Origin of the sequence: Paraflavitalea sp. CAU 1676, from assembly GCF_029223285.1 — a bacterium.
Taxonomy (GTDB): domain Bacteria; phylum Bacteroidota; class Bacteroidia; order Chitinophagales; family Chitinophagaceae; genus Paraflavitalea.
The window spans coordinates 697,992-723,638 of the sequence record NZ_JARHUJ010000003.1 but is presented as its reverse complement, the minus strand read 5'-3'; the positions used below and the strand labels follow the sequence as shown (position 1 = coordinate 723,638).

Genomic DNA, 25,647 nt, shown 5'->3' with positions numbered 1-25,647 from the left:
TTAAACTTGCTCGGCATCAGACCGTGCTGGCAGATCACAGAATATCGGCACAGCAGAAGCCTTGGACGATCTGCAGCCGCTCAAAAGACGATATCCATGAATTTGATAACTTACCTATTGACAATTTTAACGGTCACTTTTTTCGCTTGTTCAGCAGGCAATAGGACTACAACAGAAACTACAAGTAGTATGATAAAACTCTATAAAAAGGTTGACAACCAGCTTTACTATTGGGAGACTTGGGATAAAGATGAAAAAACTGCGATTGTTCATTGGGGCATTGTAGGACAACGAGGACAAAGTAAAGAAGTTAAGGGTGGGCTTTTTTCAAATTTTCGCAAGATTATTCAGGAAGAAATTGAAAAGAAAATAAAAGAAGGCTATGCCGCCTTTGACGAAGGTAACATGGCTTCCCTGGAAGTTGAGTATAAAATTGATGGTTTTGGGACAGACCAAGACCTTGACAAGCGTCACAGACTTGAAGAACATTTGAACGAGCTTTTAGGTTGGACAGGACTTGGACACGTTGATGGTGGAAGCATAGGAAGTGGTACTATGGAGGCAGGTTGTCTTGTGGTGGACTTTGAAATGGCAAAAAAAGTAATTGAAGATAATTTAAGGAATACAGAGTATGGCGACTATTCACGAATATTCAGAATGGACGATGAATAATAGCTGACCGAATAAAATCCGCCCGAACAAAAGGCCCGCTAACATTAGTGGCAATCAACGACAGACACTGAAATCTAACAGACAATGAATAACAGAATATCTAGAGTTGTGAATGATGTGCAAGACAGAGATTCTGTTGCCTGGAAAAGGCTCTGTGATTATGTCGACAAGATTGAAGCAGAAAACAGAGAAGAATTTTCTCCAGTAGAGGAGCTTGGACAGGAATTATTTGCTCAAATACATACTTTGCCTGAGACAATATCAAAGCTTAAGAAAGTCAAAAAAGTCTGGCTATATGGTAGTAAGCTGAAACGTATTCCACCAGAAATTGGGCAGATGGAAGCTCTTGAATATTTTGACCCTTACACTTCATATAACTTACATTGGTTCCCCTACGAAATTACAAAGTGCAAAAATCTTAAGAATAGCAGAGTGAGTACAAGGGCCTTATATGGCAATTGGAAAAATAGAATGGGATTTCCCCGGTTGAATCATAACCCGGTACGTTATTCGGGTGACACAGTGAACTGTAGCGTTTGTGGTAAGTCAATGACTTATGAGCAAACAAATCAACTTTGGATTTCTCTACATGTAGGTACAGACGTATTGCCTCTATTGGCAAACCTTTGTTCAAAGGAATGCGAAAACCAATTACCGACACCACCTGAAGACTACGTTCAATTTGCACACAAAGGCGGCGCAGATTTAAAACAACCACTCGACGAGGATGAGCGGTTTGAATTAGAAATGAAAGAGTATGAAATTGAAGAAAAGAGAAAGGATAAAGAAGTTAAACAAGCCAATCAAGAAGACTCAGAATTAAAAAGCTCAATTGAAAAGAAAGAGTTTCCATTATTAAAACTCATAAGGAAAGTATGGGAACGGTGACACCGGTTATTTGTATACGAAATATAAGTACTCGACCTACTTAAAACCCTGCTCGTTGGCTATGATGCATAAAATCTTAATTGTATTCACATTTTTTGCTATTGGATGTTCGACAACTTCAAGACTGACGACAAACAATCCAATAGCAGAACGCAATAAAGACATTATAATACTTTCGACTTTAATTCATGACTATTTAAGTCTAACAAATGGACGAGACTTTGGACTTAATGAACTCTGTCAAGCTGACACGCTGAAAAGAATTTCAAAGAATTTTGAAATGATTGAGCTAAAAAGCAAAGGCGGCCATATTTCAGTGTACTATAGGTTTTCCCAGTCTAGAGAGATAGATAAAGTTGAGCTAACTGACAATGAGAAAGCACTGCTACTTAGGAATAACTGGACTGAAAAACAATTTAATAAGCAGTATGACGGGGAGATCCAATTCGACTATGGAGAACGCTTTTATCGCATAAAAAGATTCATCATAAAAAGTGAATAGCAGCTAGGATACAGGATGCCGCCACAGTGATAATACTTTAACTTTAAGCGTGATTTTATGAAGCATTCTATTTTTATCATCATCATTTTAATGGCATTAACAAAGTGCACATTATTTTCCGATGATGGGAAATCAAAAGCAGTCGTTTCAGTGAATCATTTGGTTAAATCGGAAGTGCCGCTGATATGTGAAAACGATCCAGAGACATTAGCGGCTCTAACCGATAGTATTCTTTCTGTATCAAAAATTGATTCCGAAATTGAGAAGGCGATAAAAGATTCGATCGTTTCCTATTTTTTCACTGGCAAAATAATGTCGAATGTATGCCTTGCTGACGAAGTGTTGTTTCCGAAAAAGTATTTTACCCTTTTTGGGAAGAACTTCGGGTTAGATAGTGTCAAAATAACTTTGACCCGAGATTTTAGCGAGATGTCTTTTAATAGCTACGGTTTTGTTACAAAGCATGGCAATGAAAGGGACAAAACTGAATTAGTTGACGTCAATCTAAATAAATGGAAAGTTACCATCAACGATATTTCAAATATTGTTACAATTAATGAAGATTCAAAAACAAAAGGGCTTTTCCTTCGAACACTAAAAGGTGATACCATTTCCTTTCCTGGGATCCAACCGAAGAGAGGTTATCTTTCACCGATAAAATATGTGGAAAGTATTAACGTGTTTTACTCAAATGGTACGAAAGCCTCAAATACTATTAATTCAAATAATTTTTCTATCAGGGCTAATCTGCTAAGGCTTTCGGATGACTTGAATACGGCAAAGAAAATCTAGCATGCATCATGACAAACCCTGGTCGTTGTGCGACACTTAATAGAGATATTATGAAATTTGAGGCTTTAATATTGTTTTTCAGTCTAAGTTCATGTGTGTACGGACAAGAAACGTATCCTAACACGAAGGATTTTAAAAGTCTAGTATTGGGCAAATACAATTACATATACAGCAGCACCAATTGTGGAATTTTTGAAGACAAAGTAAAATCGTTAATAGAAGAAAACAATCCCGATAGTTCGTTTAAGGCGACAAAAATAATGTGGGGTTTGTCACTTTATGACACCATAAAATATTCAGATGAATACTTTAATCCACAACTTGACAGGATAATAAAATCAAATACAGCATATTTTGAGAGTAATTTAAAAGGTGAGTGGCGATTTAGTCATGATTTTTGGACTGGGATGGTTTTAAAAACAACAACGACTACAGACATTGATACAGGGAAAGTTATTAGGTTTGACGGGCATACTGCATATTTTTATTTCAATGATTCATTATTCAGACAGACATCATATAAGGTCGTAGTTCAAAAAGCAGGAATTGAATTTACAAGGGTAAATTATTATAACATTCTGCTTGAGGATAAAAATGAAAATTGGTCATTTTCTTTAGCCAAAAATTTGCACGGATCAGAAATGATTATGACAGTACATCTTGAGCCAAACTGCTCATGTGGCTGTCGGCAGGATATTTATAGAAGAATTAAGTACACCGGAGTTGACATTTTGACAAGTGAGCGTACAAAAAAAGGTCTGTAAAATCGGTCCTCGCTGTTATCTAAATATCACCTTACATGAAGAGCGTTAGAAGTATATTGATACTGTTATTTTGTTGTCATTTGTCATATTCTCAAAAGGTTTTTGATTTAACCATTTGGTGTGATTCAACAGTCAATCCGAAGGGACTAAGGCTTTCATATTATAATGGTTATGAAGATATTTTCCTTCCAGATACTCTAAGTGTGCGTAAGGCAGTTCTAGCTGACAAATTTGTTTCGAAAATGGTTGCCGTTAATATTGATTATGTACATGAAAACGAGTCTATAGGGTCTTATGTGTTTTTTGTAAATGAAAAAAAGTCCTCCATTCATTTGAGTGTAAGCGGTGAAGGATCAACACAAAAGTTGGAGTATAGAAATTGTTTGAATGCAGTTTCAGTTTTAGACACCCATTCAAATACTTTGTATAAGAAAATATTTTTATACAGATTTGAAGAAGCAAAGGACTTGAGTGATCTTTGGTCAAAACATGGCAGTGATGTTGTTCGTAACGATTCTCTTTTTTTGATTAACAGAGTTTTACAAAAAAGAATGAACAACCGTACGCTTTCGTTTTTTAAAGGTTATTCTTCAAATTATTTTTGCTTTTTGGTACTGTAGGAATCAAGTTATTATTCCCGCTCTCGGGTTTTTTAAAAATGACAAGAACTATTTGAGAGATTTAAAGGCCTCTTTTGTGTCATTGTTTCCGACTCAAATTATTACTGGTGAAGAAGGGAAAAATTTAATCGCAAAAATTGATAAGGAATTAAATCCTCCTTTGCGTGAAGGAATGTTGGCGCCCCCCTTTACATTGAAAGATATTGAAGGGAAATTTGTACAGTTGTCGGATTTTAGAAACAAATACGTATTAATTGATTTCTGGGCAAGCTGGTGCCCTCCTTGCAGGAAAAACAATCCTTTACTAAAAGAAATTTACAATGACTATAATGCTCAGAATTTTGAAATCGTGAGTATCTCGGTTGATAATAATTTAGATGATTGGAAAACCGCAGTATTGAAAGATCAACTTATCTGGACCAATCTTTCCGATTATAAAACGGAGAATAAAGGCGCCGCGTTTAACTTCAATGTTTCCAGCTTCCCACATTATTTTTTAGTTGATCCGGATGGGAAAGTGTTATTAAATGGTGGAAGCGAATTGGGGCAGGTTAAGACGAAACTGAGGGAGATTTTCAAAACGAATTAATCATGTCGTCCCCCTAGTTAAGGCATTCTGGAAACCCCTACCAATGAGATGACGATGAAGAACTTATCCTGCGGATCGTAGATTTACGATAAGGGGTGGATTTTCCGAATCAAATTAATAGAGCATATTCACTCTTGTGTTAAAGGTATCTTAAGAGTACTTTTATGTCGTTGATAACTGATACGGTTTCCGAAAGATCCAACATCCAGAAAGACCAAAATATCCAAGAAAAGCCATCTAAGTCCAAAAATCCAGAAAGAACCACCGGAAACAATGTCTTTTAACAACCCTTAAAATTCCAGTATCGATATCCAATTATCCCGGAAAATCTTTCATGGTTAATGTTCATCTGAATCACGTCCAAAAGATTTTAAGCCCCGCACCAGCGGGGCTTTTTTTTGTCCCTGATCGTTCCTCCTCCTAAACAATACGCTTCGCATCATTGCCGCTTTAGCCCTATCCCGGCTTTCATTTGTACGGACCTCCTCTTTGCAGCATCGGTAATCTGCTGCGTTCGGTAGGCCCCCCGATAGCCCCGCCAGGCCGGAAAACGGCCAATTCCAGGTACCTTTATAGAAATCACCTTGCCATGATCTGCCTGCCTTATCCAAAGCGCCTGTACGGCCTGCTATTGCCGGCCCTGCTGGCAGCGTGCAGCCCCATGCCGCCTGCGCCCACCATCACTTACCCAAGTCCGCAGCCCGATTCTGTAGCCCTTCCTTTTATGCCCGGCATCGTTTGCAGCGACTCGCTCGACTTCAATGCGGCCTTTGCGCCCGATCTGCAATCCTTTTATTTTACCCGCCGCATCGGAAAATGGAATTTGCTGGTATCGCATTACCATGACGGCAAATGGAATCAGCCGGTGCCTGCCCCCTTTGCAGATTCGAATTATGCCGAGGCAGATGCGGTATTTGCTCCCGATGGCGCCGTCTATTTTATATCCAACCGGCCCCGGCAAGCGGGCGACTCCCTGCAGAACTACGATATCTGGCGCAGGCGCCCCCTCGCCGACGGGAAATGGAGTGAACCGGAAAATGTGCAGGCCGTCAATTCCGACAGCACCGAATATTATATCTCCTTTGCAGGAAATGGCAATATGTATTTCGCCTCCTTCCGGGCCGGTGGCATTGGCGAAGGTGATATCTATGTAAGCAAGCTGGTGAATGGCGCGTACACCACACCAGAGAACCTGGGGCCAGCTATCAATTCGCCCTTTACCGAACATGATCCTGCTGTTTCCGCTAACGAGGAATACCTGGTCTTTACAGGGGCCGAACGCAAGGATGGTTTTGGAGAAGCGGATCTCTATGGCTCCAAACGCACGAAAGGAGCAGGTTGGCGACAGGCCGCCAACCTGGGGAAAAGGGTCAATACGCCTACTTACGAATACTGTTCTTACTTCTCACCCGACCGGCTTTTCTTCTTTTATAGCAGCGAGTACCAGGTGAAGTGGATCAAAGCTTCGGTGTTGCTGCGCGATATCGACCGGCTATGCCCGGAGGAGGTTCATCCAAACGATGGCCGATAACATCAGGGTCATGCCTGTCCATTGTAAAGGGCTCACCAGTTCGCCCAGTAGGAGGTGTGCACAGCATATAGCAACAGGCAACTCTGCTGTCATGATGATGGCACTGTAACCCGCACCGATCTTCGGTATGCCTTTGGCAAATAATACCGGTGGTATGATGGTGCCAAATACTGCCAGAAATAATGCCCACTTCCATAAGCCCAGGTTGAAATGAGCTTGCTGAGTGAATGCATGCAGGTTGAAGACAACAATGCCGATCGTAGAGCCGGTCATGATCAGGGCATTTTTTTGCGCAGCAGGCAGTGTATTTCCATAACGGCTATTGGCTACCACGTACAAGGCATACAGTAATGCCGACAACAGCGCATAACCCACTCCTTTAAGAAAGGATGCATCCAGGCTTACATGGTTAATGCCACTGGCGGGAATTGTGACTCCGATGATCAGGGCAATGGTGATCACTTGCATCCTGTCGGGATTTTTACCAAACAGGATCCAGTCTAATAGAACGCCCATCCAGGTAAACTGCATGAGCAATATGATCGCCAGCGAAGCGGCGATATACTGAACGGATACATAATAAGTGAAGGTGGTGAGGCCGATAGCTGCCCCCGTAGCCAGTACCTGCCAGGCATTTTGACGAATGGTTAACCAACTCCAATTGTCTTTCTGTTGCTGTTGCCTTATCCATGCCCATAACCATAAAACCAGCATTCCGGTGAGGGCTTGTGTAGCCGAAATACCTGCTGCCGTGTAGCCCTCGAGGTAAGCCAGCTTCACGAAGGTGGAGAGAATGCCGAAGCTGCTCGCTCCGGCGAATACCATGATGATATATTTAGTCATTGTTTCCGGTTGTAGAAATGATCATTGATAGCAGGCTATACAGCCTGCCTGATTAGGCAATAAACAACCGGAGCCCCGTAACGGGACTTCCTGCAAAAGCGAAATAGTTCCTGTTCCAGGAATGGTGAAGTATACCTGTAAGGAGGCTGCCGGTTATTGCGCGGTGGCGGTAACCGGAGGCGGAGGTGTAGATAATTGCAGGCGATGATTCATGATCGACATTATTTGCGACTGCAATGATACGCCTATTTCCGGTAAAAAGGTGGGGACCCCAGGGTCTATCGCATGGGCCTTCCTTCAAGCCCTGTCATGTATTCGGAAGGTAGTTTACCGGTTACCTTTTTAAAAGCGATGGCGAATGTATTGCGGTTGTTGAAGCCGCACTGCTGGGATATACCATTCATGTTCAGGTTGTCGGCTTTTCCGGTGCGGATGAATTCAAGACAATATTGTATCCGTTGGTGGTTGAGGTAGTCGTTGAAGTTTTTGCCGGTAGCCTGGTTGATAAAGGCAGATGCCTGGTGGGATGGCATATTGAGGTCTTCGGCCAGTTCCTTCAAACTATAATGACTATTGAGAAATGGTTTGCTCTCTTCCATCAGTCGTTCCAGGGCGAGGGTGGATTGCTTCACGAATCCTTCCTCCAGTTGGGAACGTGTTTTGGGTGCAGGTGGAGGAGAATGCGATGAGGTAGACTCGTATTGGTTTCCTTTGATGCCGTACAATATCTGTGGATAGAGATACAGTGTTACGGCCGATAGCAAGACGCCCAGCGCAGGTGGTATAGTAGTAGGCCATACGAGCGATTGCCCGGCGATGAAACTAATGAGGGCAGGCAAGAACAATAATAGCTGAAGGGCGGTATAAATGTATTGCCAGCGAAGCCATACGGGATTGGGACTTATCGCTTTCTTATCGATCCCTCTCAATATCCTTACCTGTAGAATCCAGTAGAAGGCAGCGATCACCGTGCGTACCGGCACATGTACATTGGCAGGCAGCAGCCATCCCTGCCGGAAACTGCTGGCAAGGTTAAGGTTGTCGAGATCTGCCCGGATGAGGGGGACTTTTGCAGCAGCAGATTGAAAGATGAACGGACCATAGTCGATCATATAATAGAGCATGGGCAGCAGATGGATAAGGTCGCGCCAGGACAGGTATTCCCTTTTTGCTGTTGCGCGCACGTATAGGTAGGATAGTGGAATATATAAGAGCCAACACACATTTCCGATGCGGTAGAAATGTGGGCAAAAGAGGATTAACCTTGTATAGATCAGGTATATGACCGTTAAGGTAATACCAAATGCCAGGAAGGAGGCACCCAGCAGGCGGTTGGCTTTTTTATCTACGTTGGGAGAAAATGCCACCAGCACGACGCCGGTAAGCAAAGACAATACCACCGAGATCAAACAGAATATGGCTGCAGGTGTGTAGATTACTTGCATAAGCATGTTTTGGAGCATCGGGTTCATTACTCTCGTAAGAAGACACGAAAATTCAGGCAGTCGAGGTCTGTTATAAATGGTGATACAAGCGAAACCAGTAGAGTCAATGTTTAAACAGGGTTAGAAACTGAGGGATAAGGTATCTGTAAGGAGAGGTAGCTATTAAAGCTAAGATAATGTATTTTGAGTTGGATGTATGGACTCCTATGTAATTTAATTGTGAAAGCTACGCTTTTTTTGAACGCATGGCTCTTACATGTTGAAGGGTTTTGTCTTTCAGCTTTTGCCGGTACTCTGGAGAGTCTACCGCATACAGCGCTACTTTACCTTCTGCATCACTGTGAATGCCCCAGCCATATCGTTTGCTGAGCGGAGAAGAGCGCAGGCAGGGTTGTCCTTTCGAGAAAAAGGCTGCCCTTGCGGCGGGTTGTTCCAGGCGATCGATATTGTTCTTGATGGCGTATACCTGGAACAGGATATCGTCGGAAGTGTATTTGTATGGATTGTGGGCAATGAGGTCGAACTGGTGATTGGCTACTGTTTTACTATCCCCTTTCTGTGGCGGCACTTCGCCGATCCTCACGGGGCAGTCGTCTGCAATTTCAATAAAGGTGTTATGGTAGTTGGTGGTATGGACTCTGTCTTTCATGGTTTCAATGGCAAAATACAAGTTAACACTTTTTTCGTTTAGCAACGAGCTGGTGTCAACTTGTATCCGGTACTGCCTTTGTGGCACATGATTGCCTAACCCCGACCTTTAGCCGGAAGCGCCTGCCGGGAGATGGGTATCTTCAAATAGCTGTCGTTGTACCACCTGATCTCCAACGGTTCTTTGGCGTCCCGGATCGATTCGAGGCTTACCTCCCGGCCGGTACCGTAATTGATCTGCTCGAAGGGGCTCTTATTGATGTTCACGATGGCCACGATCCGGCTGCCGGGGTGCAGCAACCTGCTGGTGATATACGTGTTCGTAAAAGGCAAGGGCGATTTGCGGCCAGGCTTCAGCAAGCGCCGGCTTGTTCCGCCATAGGCATAACTGGCTCTCCCCATAAAATAGGTAAGGTAGAAATAACGGCCATCGCTCATCTGTTCAAATAATACGACGCTGAAGTCCATGTCTTTCTTGTTGATCATGGCCGATAATTGTCCGGAAAACCTGCCCGTTATTTCAAATGACGTTTGCAGGGGGGCGCTTTTATAAACGATCCCGTTGTTGATGGGCAGACTGTCGTACAGGAGATTGTTGATATAATAATAACTGTTGAACGTGGTACGGTCGGCGAAGTCGATGAGCTGGGTCAGGTAGTCCGGTTGCGATGGGCGCCGCGCCGCGAGTTCATGTTCGTTGCCCGCTTTGGCAGGTTGCAGGTAGAGCGTAAGGCTGTCATTGCTCATGGCCGATAAGGTGGGCACATGTTTCCACTGGTTGCTGCCCATCACCTGGTAGTTGATGTTGTCTTGAAGGATAGCTGGCTTAGGGCCACCTTTCAGAATATGATCGAACCATTGATAGATGATCTCATGTATGGGAACATTGGCGGCTGGGTCGATGCGATAACCATTGAATACGGAGTCAGGATAACCCTGGCAACCGAAATGCCCATAGGGGCCGATCAATAAATAATGGGTGGCCTTCGGGTTATACCGAAGGTGTTCGCGGAGATAATAGGTAGCGCCGATCTGTCCGCCGTCATAATACCCGGTGGTGGTGAGCACCGGAATATTGATATGGGCAAACTCGTTGCGGTAGGGGATCATGTTTTGCCAGTACCGGTCGTAGGTGGGATGGTCGATCCAGCTGTGGAAAATACGGTTGCCGGGCCTGCCTGCGAGGGTATCGAGCGATCGGTAGGTGCCGCCTTCCCGGAACCACTGCCATTGCACGTCGTTCCACTTCCTGCTGCGGTAATCGTCTTCATCGAGCCATTTATTATTAGAGACATAGTAAGTCCAGGAAAAGGGAAAGGTCATGATCACATTATTGGTCATGGGCGCATCGAGCCCGGGTGCTACAGCCGCGGAAGGCACGATGGTCTTCAACGCAGGATGCAATTGCTTGGTGGCCGCCCATTGGGCAAAGCCGCTGTAGCTGCCGCCGTACATGCCTACCTGTTGGTTGCTCCAGGATTGATGGGCGATCCAGTCGATGACATCGTAGGCATCGCGGCCATCGTATTCGTAGGGCGCCACCCTGGTTTCGGGACTGTACCGTTTACCACGGGTATAGGCAACGATGCCTGCATAACCGCGGTCGGCCGCTTCAATGGCCTTTTTAATATCTGTGGGGCGGGCATAAATGGTAAAGTAAAGAATGGTTGCCTGGGGTTTTTGCATTGCTGCCTTGCGCACCATCAGTGCCGAGATATAGGCGCCATCCCTGGTTTTGATAAGCACACTGTCGTTGACGATATAACCGGGGCCGGGATGGGAAGGCAGGCTGGCTGCATTCGTTTGGGCCATAATACGCGTAATAAAGCAGAGGCATAGCAATGCCCCTGAGATGATTGCTCTCATAAAATGATCATTTAAAAAGTGAGTCGTTTAAGTTTTGTTCCTGTTCCTGAAAACGGCCGACTGGCGGTTGGATACGGTAACCGTTGGGCCGGCCTGCAGGCTGATGAGTAAGCGGCCGTCCTCCTGTGCCGTAACCTGTTTGATGTATTGGGTATTGATCATGGCGGTGCGGCTGGTGCGGAAAAAATGTTGAGGATCGAGCGATTGTTCCAATTGGTTCAGCGAGCGTTTGAGATAGGCCTTTTGCTGGCCATACCAGATGCGTACATAATTGCCGGTGGACTCTATAAGAAAGATATCCTTTGTTTGAATAAAATGAAACCTTTCTCCCTCCTTGATGAAAAGGGTATGGGTAAACGTGGTGGCGGAGGGCTGTTGCTGTTGCAGTGCTGCCAGTATCCTTTCCATGGCGCGGGCAAATCGTTCTTCGCGGATGGGTTTTACCAGGTAGTCGATGGCATTGGTGTCGAAAGCCTGTACAGCATAGTGATCGTAGGCGGTGGTAAATACTACCTCAGGTACTACGTCGAGCGATTCCAGCAGGTCGAATCCGCTGCGTTCGGGCATCTGAATATCGAGAAAGATCACCTGCGGATGCAGTTGAGCGATGAGTTGCTCCGCTTCGTCTGCATCGGCTGCTTCTCCGGCCACTGTAAAGGCAGGATAGGGTAGCAGGTGCTGCCTGATCTCTTCGCGGGCCAGTCGTTCATCGTCGATGATCAGTACGGAATAGCTCATGGCAGTGGGATTGTAAGGGTGGCCAATATGGTACCGGAAGTGGTTTGAAGCAACTGCAGACTAGCCTGCCCGTTGAACTGCAATTGTAAGCGTTCGTGGAGATTTGTGAGTCCGAGGCCCTGGGGCGCTGGCAGTTGCAATTGCCCGGGGTTTTCGACCATGGCCTGTAAGTGTGAACCGATACGGGTGATGGCAATACGTATGGTGCCGCCGGCTTTGCGTTGTGCAATACCGTGTTTGATCGCATTTTCGACGAGGGTTTGGATGCTTAATGGCAAAATAGGGACGGCAGCCAGGGTGTCGTCCAGTTCGATCTTTACTTGTAGTCTTTCTTCAAAGCGCATCTTTTCCAGTTCGAGGTAATCGGCTACCAGTGCCATTTCCTGTTGTACGGGAATAAGGGCGGTATCGCGGTTGTACAGCGCGGTGCGCAAAACTTCCGAGAGCAGGTCGATAGCGCGTCGTGCGCCCTGGGGATTATTGATGACCTGGGCTTTGATATTATTGAGCGAATTGAAAAAGAAATGCGGGTTAAGTTGGGCGGTCAGGTTATTGAGTTGGGCGTCGCGGGCAATGATGGAAAGCCGGGCGCTTTCACGGGTGGCGTTGATCTCCCGCTGGGCATAGTGATAACCATAGTAGGCGAGGAGCCAGATGCTCATCAGCCGCGTGCCGGCCACGAATACGGGAAGCCATTGTTGACGGAAGTAGTCGGACAGCGTACCGAAAAAATTCGGCTCGAACCAATAGCGCAACAAGTAGTTCTTGCCAATGGTTAGTGCCATGAAGAGTATACCGAGTATCAGGATCGCTGGTAACAAGCGAATGATCAATGGGCGGGGCGGCAGGCGATGCCATCCCTGCTTAACCGAGTAATTGCGGTAGAGGTGGGTAACGGGAATGTAGATGAGCAGATCGCCGAAGAAGTGGATAATCGCCAGTGAGGCGCTGAATCCCGGCGAAATATACCCCATGAAGTTCCAGAAAAGGGAAGCTACCGACCAGCCGATGAGCTGGCATTTCCAATAGAGTGATAGCGTACTTTTTCCAGACATTATAGGTTTGATTGTTTACGACAACAAAGCAAAACAATTGAAATGGTTTGATAAAAACTAAGTACACGAGCGTGAGGAGGGGGTGGATGAACGTTGATGGTATAAGTGAAGCGGCGTGTGTAATGCTGTGCTGACGGGCTTTAGCTGTGAAAAGGATTGATTGACGCGCCGGATTTTTGGGGATGAAGCACTGGTCTCGTACGGGTAAAAAAGGAACTTTTCCGGGTGTTCGTAAATTTACGATGGGGGCCGTAGTTGATGCAATGTTGAGATTGGGCAGTTTTGCTCTTGTATCCACACTTGTTGATAACTATTTTTGTATTGTTGAATTAGTTGATACGGTTTCAAAAAATCCAACGGTGTAAACACCGAGATATCCAGAAAGACCGAAGTTCTGATTGTATCCAATATCCAAATCCAAAGACCAGGAAACAATATCAACTAAGCAACCCTTCAAAATCCAATGTCAATGTCCAATTATCCAGGAAAAGCCGTGTGATTTATTTTTCCTGATGACCGTCCAAAAAAGTTATGAAGCCCCGATTTCTCGGGGCTTATTTTTTTATCTACCTTCCTGCCTTTTCCGATAACTTCCTCCGCACATGAACAAACTTTTGCTACTGCCTTTGATCGTTTTACTTTTCCCTGCCTGTACACCTTCCAAAAAGGCTGCCACTGCTACTGGCTCCGGTGAGGCCATAAACTGGTATGCCTATACAAAAGATCAGCGGTACGAGGATCCCTGGCAGCTTTATACGATCACCAATGGCATGATCAGGCTGTTTGGCGACCGGACGGGCTACCTGATGTCGAAGCAATCGTATGGTGATTTTGAGTTGACGCTCGAATACCGCTGGAATATGGAAAAGGAATTTCAGCGGGGCAGTGGTAAAAAGAACAGTGGGGTCATGTATAGTGTGCCCGATACGGCCCGCGACATGCTATGGCCGGCAGGTATCCAGTTTCAGGTAAAGGAAGGCGCTACCGGCGATTTTATCCTGCTGGAAAATGTAACGCTTACCGTGCGTGGCGAAACGAAAGCACCCGGTAAAAGTGTGGCGGTAAACAGGCTGGGGGAGCAGGAGAAGCCATTGGGCGAATGGAACACCATCCGCATCAAACACGTAAAAGGCGCCTGTGCGCAGTTCCTCAATGGCGTGCTGGTGAACGAGGGTACTAACGCCTCTTCCCAAAACGGCCGCATCCTGCTGCAATACGAAGGCTCTCCGATCGATTTCCGCAATATCCACATTACCCCCATAAAATAGAAAAGGCGCCGCTTGCGGCGCCTGTATTTAGCTTATAGTGTATTGTGTTATGACCATTTGAGGTTGCCAACTACCCGGTTGTACCTATTAAAAGTGAACGTCGCCTGTATCGAAAGCGGACAGTGAACTACTTGTCTTGACGTGTATTGTGGCTGATTCCGAACAGTTTATAAAACCGGCACCGTTCTGGAACTGTATCGTTTTCATCGCATAGCCCATAAACGATACACTATGTTTAAAGCATACCTGAAGACAGGCTGGAGGAACCTCCGCAAGAACAAGGTCTTTTCCTTTATCAATATTCTCGGGCTCACCATCGGCATCACCTGCTGCATGATGATCTTCCTTTTCCTGCTTAATGAATTCAGTGCCGATAAGTTTCACCAGAACGGCAGCCAGATCTACCGGGTTATGCGCGGCTATGGCGCCAATGGCGATACAAAATGGACGCCTTACCTATCCGGCCCTTATGCCCCCGCCCTACTCAATGACTTTGGTGGTACCATCAAGAAAGCGGTTCGGGTACGGGCTACCTCAGGCCTCCTTTCTTATGGAGATAAACATTACAACGAAAGGAAACTCATCATGACCGATGATAATTTCTTTTCCCTGTTTACCTTCCCCTTATTGCAAGGCGACCCCGCTACGGCGCTCAAAGAACCCGGAAGCGTAGTGCTTTCCGAGGCGGCTGCCGAGAAGTACTTCGGTAAGGAAAATCCCATGGGTAAGGTCGTAGAATTCAATAAACGTCTGTCGCTGAAAGTGACCGGCGTGGCTAAAAATATACCGCTTAACTCGCACCTCGACTTCGATTTTGTATTACCCCTTTCCATTGTGAGCCGGGAAGACTGGTTCAACGTATGGATCAACAATAACCAGTTCGTTTATCTGCAGGTGAACAGCCAGGCGGAGAAAGCGACACTTGAAAAGCAGTTCCCTGCTTTCATGGAGAAATACATGGGGGCGGATATGAAGCGCTTTGGCTCAACCTTCGAATTGAAGCTGAGTCCTTTGTCTGATATCTATTTTGAGCCTGCTCCCGCCTTTAATGAAGTGAGGCATGGCGATAAAAAAGTTGTCTATATCTTCCTCTCCATTGCAGTGCTCGTGTTGCTGGTGGCCTGCATCAATTTCACCAACCTGTCGACGGTGCGTGCCGTGGAGCGTTCCAAGGAAGTTGGCTTGCGCAAAGTGCTGGGTGCGTTGCGTCACGACCTGGTATGGCAATTCATCGGCGAGTCGATGATGCTGGCCACTATCTCCTGTCTGCTGGCCATTGGCGCGATGGAGTTGCTGATGCCCTGGTACAACCAACTGCTGGGTTACTCGCTCACCGTATCCTGGAACTCGATGCCTATATATCTTTTCCTGGTGGGGGTTATTGTATTGGTGGGCTTCCTGGCCGGCAGTTACCCGGCCCTCGTATTGTCGGGTTTTTCTCCCATCGAGGCCCTCAAGGGCAAATTACGTCTCGGCAAAGGCGGCGCTTTTTTCCGCCATTCACTCGTGGTGGTACAATTCAGTATATCCGTATTCCTCATCATCGGCACCATCGTTATCATGAACCAGATGCGTTATGTGAAAAGCAAGGAACTCGGTTTTGATAAAGCGCAAACCGTACTGGTGACGGTTGACAATAACGATATTTATGAGCACCGGTGGACTTTTAAAAAAGAATTGCAGCAGAACAGTCGAATTGCCAGTGTTTCGATCATGTCGGGCGCGCCGGGCGGTTTTCATGATCAACAGAATTTCGAATACGAAGCAGGCAATAACCAGGTGGTAAAATTAAGAACAGCCTTCGCTGATTTTGAATATGCTTCCACGCTGGGATTAAAGATCATCGCCGGCAGAGACCTGTCTGGTCAATTCCCCACCGATACCGCAGAAAGTGTATTGATCAATCGTACAGCTGCCACGCAGCTGGGACTTACACCCGACCAGGCGCTTGGTAAATGGGTTAGGAACACGATCCGCGACAATGCAAAACGGAGGATTGTTGGCGTGGTGGAAGACTTCAACTTCCAGTCATTGAAAGAACAGGTAGAGCCGCTGGTAATCTCTCCCTCCGAAGACCACCGCGTGATCGCCATCAGGCTGAAACCCGGTAACGTACCAGATGGCCTGGCGGCTATCAAAAATGAGTATACGAAACTGGTGCGTTCTTATCCTTTCGAGTATGAGTTCCTGGATGAAAAATTCGACGCCTCTTATAAATCGGACCTGCGTCAGCAAACCCTGCTCAGTATCTTCTCGGGACTGGCCATCGTTATCGCCTGCCTGGGTTTATTCGGACTAGCCTCTTTTGCGGCCGCCAAACGCACCAAAGAGATCGGTGTAAGGAAGGTGCTGGGCTCTTCGGTACCTAATATAGTGCTGCTGCTATCGAAGGATCTGCTGAAGCCTGTATTGCTGGCCATTTTGATCGCCGTACCTATAGGATATTATGCCATGCATAACTGGCTGCAAAGTTTTGCCTACCGCGTCGATATCCAATGGTGGGTTTACGTACTGGCAGCCTTCATAGCTGCCTCAATAGCATTGCTTACAGTGGGTTTTCAGGCCCTCAAGGCAGCCGTAGTTAGCCCGGTGAAGTCACTAAGAAGCGAGTAATTAATCTCCGATAGGGGTATCCGTAATTCTACGATTTTGCCAGTAGATGGTGCAGGAAAGAGAAGGGGCGGTTTTGCGCTTGCAGCCGCCATGGCTGGTGTGTACTTTTGTATTGTTGATTAGATGATACGGTTATCCAAGTCCAGTAAGTCCATGAAAAACCAGTTTAAATAGGGATGTCCATATCCGAAAAACCACCGGGATACTATATCATATAAAACAACAAAGACCTTATCCGGTTGTCAATATCCAATTATCCTGAAAAACCAAGGTTAAGTTTTCCTGATCACGTCCAAAAGATTCTGAACAAAGGTGAGCCGCTTGAACGCGCTCACCTTTTTTGATGTCCGTATCTGTATTCGGGAACCCGTTCGTTAACGCTCATCAATGTCCGGCCTGGTGGTATTGCACAAACAATTTCTCTTCTTCGATGTCCAGCAATGAGAGGTATTTCCTTACAATGGCTTCGTCTACTTCCGCTTTTCGGTTGAGGTTATGCAGTAACGTGCGCTGTTCATTCAGGAGTTCGAGGTATACCGACTGATAATGGGGGATGAGTTCTTTTGCTTCGTTGGGCTTTAGCGCTGTACCCGGACTGCCACCAAGTACATCCACCTCTGCCTGTAGCCTCGTTTGCAAACTTTGCAGCAGGGTATTCGTGGTCAGTTTGTCTGCATGTTGTTCGCGCAATACTCGAAGTGCAGCCTGCGACATCTTCTTCTTCACCAGGGCATCCTGTTCTTCTTCGGGAATGATATGGTCACGGTCTTCCAGCTTCACCCATCGGATGAGCGCCGGCAGGGTAAGCCCTTGTAACACCAGCGTAACCAGGATCACCGAAAAGGTGATAAAAAGGATCAGGTTGCGCTCAGGAAACGGGCTGCCGTTTTTGAGATGAGCCGGAATGGAAAGTGCCGCGGCGAGCGATACCACACCGCGCATACCTGCCCAGCCCAGTACCAGCGGGCCTTTCCAGCCGGGGCGGTTATCGGCCGTGGTTATGTATTTGCTTACCCACACGGTGAATACAGAGGCGCCAAAGGTGCAGGCCAGCCGCAATACGATCACCAGCAACGATATGGCGGCGCTGTACCAGATTGCTGTGCGGAGGCTTACCTCACCCATGCTGTTGATCACCACCGGCAGTTCGAGGCCAATGAGCATAAATACCAGTCCGTTCAATACAAAAGCAATGGTTTCCCAAACATTCCAGCCCTGGATGCGGCTGCGATGGTCGAGGAAATGGTGGCTGCGTACCGACAGGAACAGGCCACCGCTCACCACCGCCAAAACGCCGGAGAAATGGAACTGCTCCGCCACGATATACATGACATAAGGGGCTATAAACGACAATACGATGTTGATCTGCGGGGTGGTGGGCAGCCAACGGTGCATGGCGTAGAACACCAATGCGATAGCGATGCCTGTGAGTATGCCCATCACGATAACGACCACAAAACTCCAGGCCGCTTCTCTAAAAACGAACACGCCGGTGTTGACCGCTACAAGCGCAAACCGGAATACGATCAGGCTCGCCGCATCGTTGAGCAGGCTTTCTCCTTCAACGATCGAAACAAGCCGCTTGGGCACTTTCACCGACTGCAGGATAGACGAAGCCGATACCGCATCGGGTGGGGAAATAATGCCCCCTAGCAGAAATCCGAGGGCCAGCGTAAACGTAGGGATCAGCCAGTTGGAAAACACCGCTACTACACAGGAGGTGAGGATCACGATAAGAAAGGCGAAGCTGGAGATCACCCGCCGCCATCGCCAGAACTCTTTCCAGGAGGTTTTCCAGGCGGCTTCATACAGCAGGGGTGGCAGGAAGATCACGAAGATCAGTTCGGGGTCTATTTCTATGGCCGGCAGGCCGGGAATAAAGCTGATGAGCAGCCCGGCTACTACGAGCAGGATAGGGTAGGAGACCCTGATGCGCTTTGCCAGCATCACGAGCAACAGGATCGCCAGCACCAGGACAATGTAAATAATGAAGTTATTGTGCATCCGTCAGTTACTTTGGTATTGGACGTAAAAATAATGTATCGAAAGTTTTTTTAGGGAAAATGGTCATGCGCTGTAACATATCCTCCGGTGGTGCGTCCTTATAAGGATTACCGGATAAAAAATCAGCTTAACCAGCGCTTATGATCAAGAATTTCTTCAAGATTGCGTGGCGCAATATGCTACGCAGCAAAGGGTTTTCGACCATCAATATCCTCGGATTGGTGGTAGGCATGGCCAGCGCCATCCTCATTTTACTCTGGATACAGAACGAAGTCAGCTATGACCAGTTCCATGAAAAGAAAGACCGTATTTACGAAGCCTGGAACCGGGCCGAGTTCAGCGGTGAGCTCAATTGCTGGAATACTACGCCCAAAGTGCTGGCGCGTACCCTCGAGAAAGACCTGCCCGAAGTGGAAATGGCCGCGCGGGTTGATTGGGGAACCAATTTCCTGTTTACTGTGGGCGAAAAGAAACTCACGGTACGGGGTACCATGGTCGATTCAAACTTTCTGCAAATATTTTCCTTCCCCCTGTTGCAAGGCAACCCCAAAGTTGTGCTGCAGAACATGCGCTCCATCGTACTCACGGAGTCACTGGCCAAAAAACTGTTCGGGAAGGAAGATCCGATGAATAAGATCATCAAGATCGATAACAAGGAGAACTTTACGGTAACGGGCATTCTGAAAGACATGCCCAACAATACCCGCTTCAGCCGCTTCGAATACCTGGTGCCCTGGGCCTATAAGCGCTTCCTGGGCGATGATGACCAGTATTGGGGCAATAACAGCACCCGTACTTATGTACTGCTAAAGCCTAATGCTACGCTCGCATCAGTGGCCCCCAAAGTAAAGGTCATGAAGCAGCGTTATGCGAAGGACGAGCCGAAGTGGGAAATGTTCCTTTATCCGCTCGAGCGCTGGAGGCTTTATTCCAGCTTTGAAAACGGTAAGGAAGATGGTAACGGCCGTATCACGTTCGTTCGCCTGTTCGGCATCGTGGCGGGCTTTATTTTGCTGATCGCCTGTATCAATTTCATGAACCTCAGCACTGCCCGTAGTGAAAAACGGGCGAAAGAAGTGGGTATCCGCAAAGTGGTGGGCGCTCAAAAGATATCGCTGGTAGGCCAGTTCATCGGCGAATCGATCCTGCTGGCATTTATTGCGGGGCTCATCGCCATTATCGTCGTGCAATGCACGCTCGGGGGCTTCAACAAACTAACCGATAAACAGCTGTTCATTCCTTATACGAGTCCGATGTTCTGGCTGGTGGGTGTAGGGTTTGTTTTGCTGACCGGATTGCTGGCCGGTAGTTATCCTGCCTTCTTCCTGTCATCATTTCAACCGGTGAAAGTGCTGAAAGGCACGTTCAAAAAAACGCAGGCCCTGGTAGCTCCCCGGAAAGTGCTGGTGGTACTGCAATTCACCTTTGCCATAATCCTCATCATTTGCACCATCATTGTAAAGCAGCAGATCGATTATGCGAAGGACCGGCAAACGGGGTATGATAAGAACAACCTGGTGTATCACATCTTTACTGGTGATATCGAAAAGAACTTTGAACTGATCAAGCAGGAGCTACTCTCGAAAGGAATAGCCGCCTCGGTTACCAAGACCAGCGCCCCCATCACCGAAAGCTGGAGTGATGGCTGGGGACAGGAGTGGGAGGGGAAGGACCCTAACGATAAAACGGACTTCTTTCGCTACAATGCCGATCAGGGCCTGGGTGTTACCGCCGGCCTGCAGTTCGTGAAAGGCCGCGACTTCGACCTTACGAAATTTCCCACCGACTCAACAGGCATGATCATCAATGAATCGGCCCTGAAGGTGATGAAGTTTAAGGATCCCATCGGTAAGATCGTCAAGGACAATGGCACCGACTGGCATATTGTGGGTGTTATCAAGGATTTCATCCTCACTAATCCTTACGAGCCTACGCGGCCCATGCTGATCGCCGGTGGTAAAGCCTGGTTCAATGTGATCCTGATCAAGCTCAACAACAACAATTCTACCGCCACGAATATCAAGCAGGCGGAAACCATCTTCAGGAAATTCAATACGGAATACCCGTTTGAATATAAGTTTGTCGATGAAGAGTATGCCCGCAAGTTTGAGGACGAAAAACGTACCGGCACACTGGCAGGCCTGTTTGCCGGCCTCACAGTCTTCATTTCCTGCCTGGGATTGTTTGGACTGGCTATTTACATGGCCGAAAGCCGTGTAAAAGAAATAGGGGTACGCAAGGTATTGGGCGCTTCTGTTACGGGGCTGGCTACCCTGCTTTCCAAAGACTTTTTGACCCTGGTGATGATCTCCTTCCTGCTGGCCGCGCCGGTTGCCTGGTGGGCCATGCATTCCTGGCTCAATGACTATACATACCGGGTACCCATTCAATGGTGGGTGTTTGCCCTGGCGGGTTTACTGTCTGTGCTGATAGCCCTCGCTACGGTGAGCTACCAGGCCATCCGGGCAGCATTGGCCAACCCGGTGAAAAGTCTGCGTACCGAGTAGACTAAGGATGAACTTTGACTTTTACCAGATCGTTCATAAAAAAGACCCCGGGTAAACCCCGGGGTCTTTTTTATCGTTGATTACAATAAAACCTATAGTTTATTCATTTTAGTAATGTGGCTAAGTTTTCAATGACCTCGGGCGATTGCTTCTGGTATTGAAACGGTGAGAACCCGGCGAATTCTTTAAAGGTGCGGATAAAGTGCGATTGGTCGGCGTATTCATTTTCAAAAGCGATGTCGGATAGTTTCGTGTAGTCGTTGTCTCTGAGTTGTTGAAGCGAAGACTGAAACCGGCATATCCTGGAAAATAATTTAGGACTCATCCCAATATATTCTTTGAATTTGCGTTCAAAGCTTCTTTCGGATAGTTGTAATTCGATCTGTAACCCTTTCAAAACTACGTTCCCTTTAGATCCTGCAATGACGGATGCGGCATATTGCATGTTGTTGTCCCGCCGTGCATGATTCTTATCAGCCTTAACCTTTATCCACGAAGAAAGTAGTTCTATTTGCCCGATTGTAGACCTCGTGTTCACCAATTGCTCCGGTAAAGAATGATACTCGCGAACGGCCAGCGTACTGGCGTCGATGCAGGTATCCGTCAGTAAGCCGGCATTGAGGCCAAATACAGTCTTTAATGCATTCGGGTGTAAAAAGATCCCAACGATTTTCAATTTACCGGTTGCGTGTAAACGAGCGTGTGTGGTGGCAGAGCCATAAAGAAACAAACCGGGTAGCTCCTTATCATTCTGGTAAACCTTACCGTCTTCTGCCTGCTGAAAGACAAGCCCCGGGGCTCCTTCTGCGAAGGTGCGGAAAACATGAGGGGTCTGGCCGTCGGCCGGTACTTCGAGGGTCCAGATGCTCCGGATGTATTCTTTGAGATGTTCGGGCGGTGGTAATTGCTGACATTTCATGGCTAAGGAATGAACTGGGATGAAATTACAAAAATCGGGCCTTTTGTACAATCTATTATAACTGGTTATCAATATCCCTAAAATCTAATATCATGGACACCCTGGTGGCAATCTTTGCTAACTCGCTTGTGAGCAGTCTCTTATTATTTCAATCGATCCGGTTACTCCGTAAAAGAAAGGCCCGGTATCTCTCTGTTAGTTTACTGTTGCTGATGCTTCCTGCTACGCTTTGCTGGACCGTTTTCGGATGGCTCGAAAGCAAGCAGGTGATGTTTGCTTGTGGAATGGCAACCTTCCTGCTGAACATCGTAACGCTGATGCTGTACGTTTCTTCCAAGAATTTCAGGATCCTGCCTAAGTAATCAGGCCAAGGTTAACTGCTTTTCAGAACGAAAGAGCTAAATCTGGCAAAAAAATGCTACATTCAGTAAACTTTCGTTCTGAAAAGATTGATTGCCATAACACTGCTTGTTATCCACCTGTTCAATCTCGCCGGGTATCACCTTTTTTACGGTTATTTCATCGCTCAGTCCGACAAACACCTCGTTCAACAACTCGATAAACGTCAATACCAAGACGATCAGCTCCTAGAAGTAAAACTTCCGCTGCACCTGCCTTACCTCACTAATTGGAACGACTATGAAAGGGTCGATGGGGAAATGGAAGTGAATGGTGTTTTCTACAACTACGTTAAGCGAAAAGTTCATAACGATACACTCTTCCTGCTTTGTGTGCCCAACCAACCCAAAACACAATTTCACCAGTCAAGGCACGACTATGCCAGCCAGGTAAATGGCATGAGTACTACAGGGCACACCTCCAGGTCAGTTGTCAAAAAGATCGCCCTCTCTGCCGAATTCCAGGAACCTGTATTGAAGTATACAATTGTTGGTACTGTCGAAACCTTCATCGCACCTGCCGGGTACCTTTCGGCCGGCCCACACCTGGCATTTGTCCAGGACACCTATAAACCTCCCCGCGTACTGGCCTGATCTGTGACCATCGTTTAAGATGGCCAATGCTTCCAAATACGGAAGCAGGGTTGCAGCCTGTTTAACCGCTGCAACTATTCAATTCAGGCCTTCCAGAGGCTATTGGTTACCGTTTAAACCTGGGCTATGAAGTTATTCAGCATCTTTACGATTGCCGCTGCGGCCAGCCTGCCGGTGTTATTCCAGGCCTGTAGCAGCCATGCCAGTCCCAATCCCAATCAGGAGATGGTGCAATTGCTGGCCGCGGCCGACAAAGCATCCTACAACAACAACAATTCCTTTTATCCCGAAGCGCGTTTGCAATACTTCGATTCCCTCTTGCGGGAGTCGCACAATGAAACCGATTCGTCTTTTGTTCAGTACGCCATTGCGCGCACCCTGCTCGAGCTGGGTGACGAAGAAAAAGCCATGCAGATCAGTGAAGCCCTGGTGCGGCGCATTCCGGTGTATGAGCAGGCACACCGGCGGGCTGTATTGAAGACCATTGCCATTGCCTGTCTGCGCCTGGGCGAGCGCACCAATTGTATCAAAAGCCATACGGGCGAATCCTGCGTATTCCCCATAGCCGGCAAAGGGATACATGCCGACAAGGCCGGCTCGCGCAGGGCCATCTCGGCCTACGAGGAGCTGCTGCGCGAAGATCCAACCGATTTCGAATCACGTTGGCTCCTCAACATTGCTTACATGACCATTGGCGAGTATCCGGCCGGCGTGCCCGCCTCGCTGGTGATACCCGGGCTCGATGCCGACACGGCAGCAGGGTTCAAGCCATTTACCGATATAGCTATCAGCACCGGCCTCAACACCAACAATATGGCTGGGGGCAGCATTGTGGATGATTTCAACAATGATGGCTACCTCGACCTCGTTACCAGCAGCTGGGGATTGCGGCAAAACATGCATTACTGCCGTAACAACAGCAATGGCACATTCTCGGATGAATCGGCGCTTTCGGGGTTACAGCAATTTACAGGAGGCCTTAACCTTATACAGGCCGACTACAACAACGACGGCCTGAAAGATATCTTCGTATTGCGAGGAGCCTGGAAGGGCCGCTTTGGCAAAGAACCCAATTCGCTGCTCAAGAACAACGGCGATGGCACTTTTACGGATGTTACCAAAGCCAGTGGCCTGCTCTCATTCCATCCCACCCAAACGGCCACCTGGGCCGATTTCAACAACGATGGCTGGCTCGATCTCTTCATTGGCAATGAGACCAGCGAAGCAGCCGATCCCAATCCCTGTGAGCTTTATATCAACAACAAGAATGGTACGTTTGCCGAACAGGCTGCAAAGGCGGGATGTGCGATCGTCGCTTTCGTAAAAGGGGTGACCTCGGGTGACTACGATAAAGATGGCCTCACGGATATTTTTGTATCCACCCTCGATGGTCGTAAAGCGTTGTTGAAGAATATGACAAAGCCGGGTGGTACCGTGCAGTTCACGGATGTAGCCGGACCGGCCGGACTGGCCAGCAATAAAACACGGACATTCCCCACCTGGTTCTGGGATTATGATAATGACGGCTGGCTCGATATACTCGTGTCGGGCTATGAGTTCGAACAGTCGCTGGCCTGGTATGCGGGCCAGGAAGGGTTGGGTCGCGATCCCGGCCCGTCGGGTCACCTGATCCTGTTCAGGAACAAACACGATGGTACATTTGAAGATGTGTCGAAGCAGGCGGGACTTCACCGGCTCGTATTCGCCATGGGCGCCAATTTTGGCGACATTGACAATGATGGTTACCTCGATATGTATTTCGGTACGGGCAATCCCCTCTACCAGTCGTTGGTGCCCAATAAGATGTTCCGCAACAAAGGCGGTAAACAATTTGAAGATGTTACGACGGCTGCCCGGGTGGGCAACCTGCAAAAGGGACATGGGGTTTCATTTGCCGACCTGGATAACGACGGCGATCAGGATGTGTATGTGGAAATGGGCGGGGCCTATACCGGCGATGCTTACCAGAACTCTTTATACCTTAACCCCGGTCAAAACAATAACCAGTGGATCAATATCTGCCTGGAAGGAACTAAGACCAACCGATCCGCTATTGGTGCGAAAATAAAAGTGGTATTTAAGGAGAAGGGTGTTGTGCGGGAAGTGTACCGCGACGTCAATTCGGGCGGCAGCTTTGGGTCGAACCCACTGATGCAGCACATAGGTATTGGGCAGGCCGTTGCCGTAGAGCGCATCGAAGTGAGCTGGCCGGTAAGCGGTGCCGTGCAGCTGTTCAACAACATAGAACCCGGTGCGAATGTACTGATCAAAGAAGGGGACAATGTGTTGAAAAGAAGAACGGTAAAGAAAGCTGATTTTGCCCTGGCAGGTGATAAATTACTGGGGTGTACGCCGGCAACGGATCACCATTAATGCCCAAATAACCATAAC

22 protein-coding genes are annotated in these 25,647 nt (G+C 47.4%); 14 read left to right on the top strand and 8 right to left on the bottom strand.

Annotated elements, in window-relative coordinates:
• Positions 1–189 precede the first annotated feature (189 nt).
• The 8 genes from P2H89_RS11895 to P2H89_RS11860 all read left to right on the top strand — a co-directional run bounded on the left by P2H89_RS11895 (position 190) and on the right by P2H89_RS11860 (position 6,358).
• On the top strand, positions 190–672 hold the full coding sequence (locus P2H89_RS11895; protein WP_275826968.1) for a hypothetical protein: 483 nt from the start codon (positions 190–192) through the stop codon (positions 670–672).
• Between the two features lie 84 nt (positions 673–756).
• The gene (locus tag P2H89_RS11890; RefSeq protein WP_275826967.1) at positions 757–1,560 is read left to right on the top strand and encodes a hypothetical protein; all 804 of its coding nucleotides are present in this window, start codon (positions 757–759) and stop codon (positions 1,558–1,560) included.
• A gap of 61 nt (positions 1,561–1,621) precedes the next feature.
• Positions 1,622–2,062, top strand: a complete 441-nt coding sequence (locus tag P2H89_RS11885; protein WP_275826966.1) for a hypothetical protein — start codon at positions 1,622–1,624, stop codon at positions 2,060–2,062.
• A gap of 57 nt (positions 2,063–2,119) precedes the next feature.
• The gene (locus tag P2H89_RS11880; protein WP_275826965.1) at positions 2,120–2,854 is read left to right on the top strand and encodes a hypothetical protein; all 735 of its coding nucleotides are present in this window, start codon (positions 2,120–2,122) and stop codon (positions 2,852–2,854) included.
• 8 nt (positions 2,855–2,862) lie between these two features.
• Positions 2,863–3,618 carry a hypothetical protein gene (locus P2H89_RS11875; RefSeq protein ID WP_275826964.1) on the top strand — a complete coding sequence of 252 codons (756 nt, stop codon included), beginning with the start codon at positions 2,863–2,865 and terminating at the stop codon, positions 3,616–3,618.
• A 35-nt stretch (positions 3,619–3,653) separates the two neighbouring features.
• Entirely contained in the window at positions 3,654–4,238 is a 585-nt protein-coding gene (locus P2H89_RS11870; protein WP_275826963.1) for a hypothetical protein, read from the top strand.
• Positions 4,239–4,290: 52 nt separating this feature from the next.
• Positions 4,291–4,827, top strand: coding sequence for a TlpA disulfide reductase family protein (locus tag P2H89_RS11865; RefSeq protein WP_275826962.1), 537 nt, complete (start codon positions 4,291–4,293; stop codon positions 4,825–4,827).
• Between the two features lie 589 nt (positions 4,828–5,416).
• Positions 5,417–6,358, top strand: a complete 942-nt coding sequence (locus tag P2H89_RS11860; RefSeq protein ID WP_275826961.1) for a hypothetical protein — start codon at positions 5,417–5,419, stop codon at positions 6,356–6,358.
• Here P2H89_RS11860 and P2H89_RS11855 read toward each other — a convergent pair.
• The 6 genes from P2H89_RS11855 to P2H89_RS11830 all read right to left on the bottom strand — a co-directional run bounded on the left by P2H89_RS11855 (position 6,320) and on the right by P2H89_RS11830 (position 12,953).
• Positions 6,320–7,201 (bottom strand): DMT family transporter, encoded by an 882-nt coding sequence (locus tag P2H89_RS11855; protein ID WP_275826960.1) that lies wholly within the window; start codon positions 7,199–7,201, stop codon positions 6,320–6,322. The genes P2H89_RS11860 and P2H89_RS11855 overlap by 39 nt on opposite strands.
• A 278-nt stretch (positions 7,202–7,479) precedes the next feature.
• Positions 7,480–8,646 carry a helix-turn-helix transcriptional regulator gene (locus P2H89_RS11850; protein ID WP_275826959.1) on the bottom strand — a complete coding sequence of 389 codons (1,167 nt, stop codon included), beginning with the start codon at positions 8,644–8,646 and terminating at the stop codon, positions 7,480–7,482.
• 226 nt (positions 8,647–8,872) lie between these two features.
• Positions 8,873–9,295 (bottom strand): DUF6157 family protein, encoded by a 423-nt coding sequence (locus tag P2H89_RS11845; protein ID WP_275826958.1) that lies wholly within the window; start codon positions 9,293–9,295, stop codon positions 8,873–8,875.
• 95 nt (positions 9,296–9,390) lie between these two features.
• Positions 9,391–11,160, bottom strand: coding sequence for a CocE/NonD family hydrolase (locus P2H89_RS11840; protein WP_275826957.1), 1,770 nt, complete (start codon positions 11,158–11,160; stop codon positions 9,391–9,393).
• Positions 11,161–11,187: 27 nt separating this feature from the next.
• Positions 11,188–11,898 carry a LytTR family DNA-binding domain-containing protein gene (locus P2H89_RS11835; protein ID WP_275826956.1) on the bottom strand — a complete coding sequence of 237 codons (711 nt, stop codon included), beginning with the start codon at positions 11,896–11,898 and terminating at the stop codon, positions 11,188–11,190.
• Positions 11,895–12,953: a histidine kinase gene (locus P2H89_RS11830; RefSeq protein ID WP_275826955.1), complete on the bottom strand. Its 1,059-nt coding sequence runs from the start codon at positions 12,951–12,953 to the stop codon at positions 11,895–11,897. Before P2H89_RS11830 ends, P2H89_RS11835 begins: the two co-directional genes overlap by 4 nt.
• Before the next feature lie 602 nt (positions 12,954–13,555).
• On the opposite strand from P2H89_RS11830, the gene P2H89_RS11825 reads away from it, so the two are divergent.
• Both P2H89_RS11825 and P2H89_RS11820 read left to right on the top strand, forming a co-directional pair.
• The gene (locus P2H89_RS11825; RefSeq protein WP_275826954.1) at positions 13,556–14,221 is read left to right on the top strand and encodes a DUF1080 domain-containing protein; all 666 of its coding nucleotides are present in this window, start codon (positions 13,556–13,558) and stop codon (positions 14,219–14,221) included.
• A 231-nt stretch (positions 14,222–14,452) separates the two neighbouring features.
• The gene (locus tag P2H89_RS11820) at positions 14,453–16,834 is read left to right on the top strand and encodes an ABC transporter permease (protein WP_275826953.1); all 2,382 of its coding nucleotides are present in this window, start codon (positions 14,453–14,455) and stop codon (positions 16,832–16,834) included.
• 384 nt (positions 16,835–17,218) lie between these two features.
• On the opposite strand, the gene P2H89_RS11815 is transcribed toward P2H89_RS11820, so the two are convergent.
• On the bottom strand, positions 17,219–18,838 hold the full coding sequence (locus tag P2H89_RS11815) for a Na+/H+ antiporter (protein WP_275826952.1): 1,620 nt from the start codon (positions 18,836–18,838) through the stop codon (positions 17,219–17,221).
• Positions 18,839–18,978: 140 nt separating this feature from the next.
• Between P2H89_RS11815 and P2H89_RS11810 the strand changes: the two genes are divergently transcribed.
• Entirely contained in the window at positions 18,979–21,345 is a 2,367-nt protein-coding gene (locus P2H89_RS11810) for an ABC transporter permease (RefSeq protein WP_275826951.1), read from the top strand.
• Positions 21,346–21,448: 103 nt separating this feature from the next.
• On the opposite strand, the gene P2H89_RS11805 is transcribed toward P2H89_RS11810, so the two are convergent.
• Positions 21,449–22,264 carry a helix-turn-helix transcriptional regulator gene (locus P2H89_RS11805; protein ID WP_275826950.1) on the bottom strand — a complete coding sequence of 272 codons (816 nt, stop codon included), beginning with the start codon at positions 22,262–22,264 and terminating at the stop codon, positions 21,449–21,451.
• Between the two features lie 92 nt (positions 22,265–22,356).
• On the opposite strand from P2H89_RS11805, the gene P2H89_RS11800 reads away from it, so the two are divergent.
• From P2H89_RS11800 to P2H89_RS11790, 3 genes are all read left to right on the top strand, one after another.
• Complete coding sequence (locus P2H89_RS11800) at positions 22,357–22,626, top strand: hypothetical protein (RefSeq protein ID WP_275826949.1); 270 nt, start codon at positions 22,357–22,359, stop codon at positions 22,624–22,626.
• Between the two features lie 87 nt (positions 22,627–22,713).
• Positions 22,714–23,256, top strand: coding sequence for a hypothetical protein (locus P2H89_RS11795; RefSeq protein WP_275826948.1), 543 nt, complete (start codon positions 22,714–22,716; stop codon positions 23,254–23,256).
• Positions 23,257–23,382: 126 nt separating this feature from the next.
• Positions 23,383–25,629: a CRTAC1 family protein gene (locus P2H89_RS11790; RefSeq protein ID WP_275826947.1), complete on the top strand. Its 2,247-nt coding sequence runs from the start codon at positions 23,383–23,385 to the stop codon at positions 25,627–25,629.
• The last annotated feature ends 18 nt before the right edge of the window (positions 25,630–25,647 follow it).

What these genes read in the sequence shown, in the direction of transcription:
- P2H89_RS11840 (WP_275826957.1), bottom strand. Translation starts at nt 11,160, where the DNA reads ATGAGAGCAATCATCTCAGGGGCATTGCTATGCCTCTGCTTTATTACG.
- P2H89_RS11855 (WP_275826960.1), bottom strand. Translation starts at nt 7,201, where the DNA reads ATGACTAAATATATCATCATGGTATTCGCCGGAGCGAGCAGCTTCGGC.
- P2H89_RS11800 (WP_275826949.1), top strand. Translation starts at nt 22,357, where the DNA reads ATGGACACCCTGGTGGCAATCTTTGCTAACTCGCTTGTGAGCAGTCTC.
- P2H89_RS11815 (WP_275826952.1), bottom strand. Translation starts at nt 18,838, where the DNA reads ATGCACAATAACTTCATTATTTACATTGTCCTGGTGCTGGCGATCCTG.
- P2H89_RS11870 (WP_275826963.1), top strand. Translation starts at nt 3,654, where the DNA reads ATGAAGAGCGTTAGAAGTATATTGATACTGTTATTTTGTTGTCATTTG.
- P2H89_RS11830 (WP_275826955.1), bottom strand. Translation starts at nt 12,953, where the DNA reads ATGTCTGGAAAAAGTACGCTATCACTCTATTGGAAATGCCAGCTCATC.
- P2H89_RS11790 (WP_275826947.1), top strand. Translation starts at nt 23,383, where the DNA reads ATGAAGTTATTCAGCATCTTTACGATTGCCGCTGCGGCCAGCCTGCCG.
- P2H89_RS11805 (WP_275826950.1), bottom strand. Translation starts at nt 22,264, where the DNA reads ATGAAATGTCAGCAATTACCACCGCCCGAACATCTCAAAGAATACATC.
- P2H89_RS11810 (WP_275826951.1), top strand. Translation starts at nt 18,979, where the DNA reads ATGATCAAGAATTTCTTCAAGATTGCGTGGCGCAATATGCTACGCAGC.
- P2H89_RS11875 (WP_275826964.1), top strand. Translation starts at nt 2,863, where the DNA reads ATGACAAACCCTGGTCGTTGTGCGACACTTAATAGAGATATTATGAAA.
- P2H89_RS11825 (WP_275826954.1), top strand. Translation starts at nt 13,556, where the DNA reads ATGAACAAACTTTTGCTACTGCCTTTGATCGTTTTACTTTTCCCTGCC.
- P2H89_RS11885 (WP_275826966.1), top strand. Translation starts at nt 1,622, where the DNA reads ATGATGCATAAAATCTTAATTGTATTCACATTTTTTGCTATTGGATGT.
- P2H89_RS11850 (WP_275826959.1), bottom strand. Translation starts at nt 8,646, where the DNA reads ATGCAAGTAATCTACACACCTGCAGCCATATTCTGTTTGATCTCGGTG.
- P2H89_RS11845 (WP_275826958.1), bottom strand. Translation starts at nt 9,295, where the DNA reads ATGAAAGACAGAGTCCATACCACCAACTACCATAACACCTTTATTGAA.
- P2H89_RS11820 (WP_275826953.1), top strand. Translation starts at nt 14,453, where the DNA reads ATGTTTAAAGCATACCTGAAGACAGGCTGGAGGAACCTCCGCAAGAAC.
- P2H89_RS11895 (WP_275826968.1), top strand. Translation starts at nt 190, where the DNA reads ATGATAAAACTCTATAAAAAGGTTGACAACCAGCTTTACTATTGGGAG.
- P2H89_RS11890 (WP_275826967.1), top strand. Translation starts at nt 757, where the DNA reads ATGAATAACAGAATATCTAGAGTTGTGAATGATGTGCAAGACAGAGAT.
- P2H89_RS11880 (WP_275826965.1), top strand. Translation starts at nt 2,120, where the DNA reads ATGAAGCATTCTATTTTTATCATCATCATTTTAATGGCATTAACAAAG.
- P2H89_RS11835 (WP_275826956.1), bottom strand. Translation starts at nt 11,898, where the DNA reads ATGAGCTATTCCGTACTGATCATCGACGATGAACGACTGGCCCGCGAA.
- P2H89_RS11860 (WP_275826961.1), top strand. Translation starts at nt 5,417, where the DNA reads ATGATCTGCCTGCCTTATCCAAAGCGCCTGTACGGCCTGCTATTGCCG.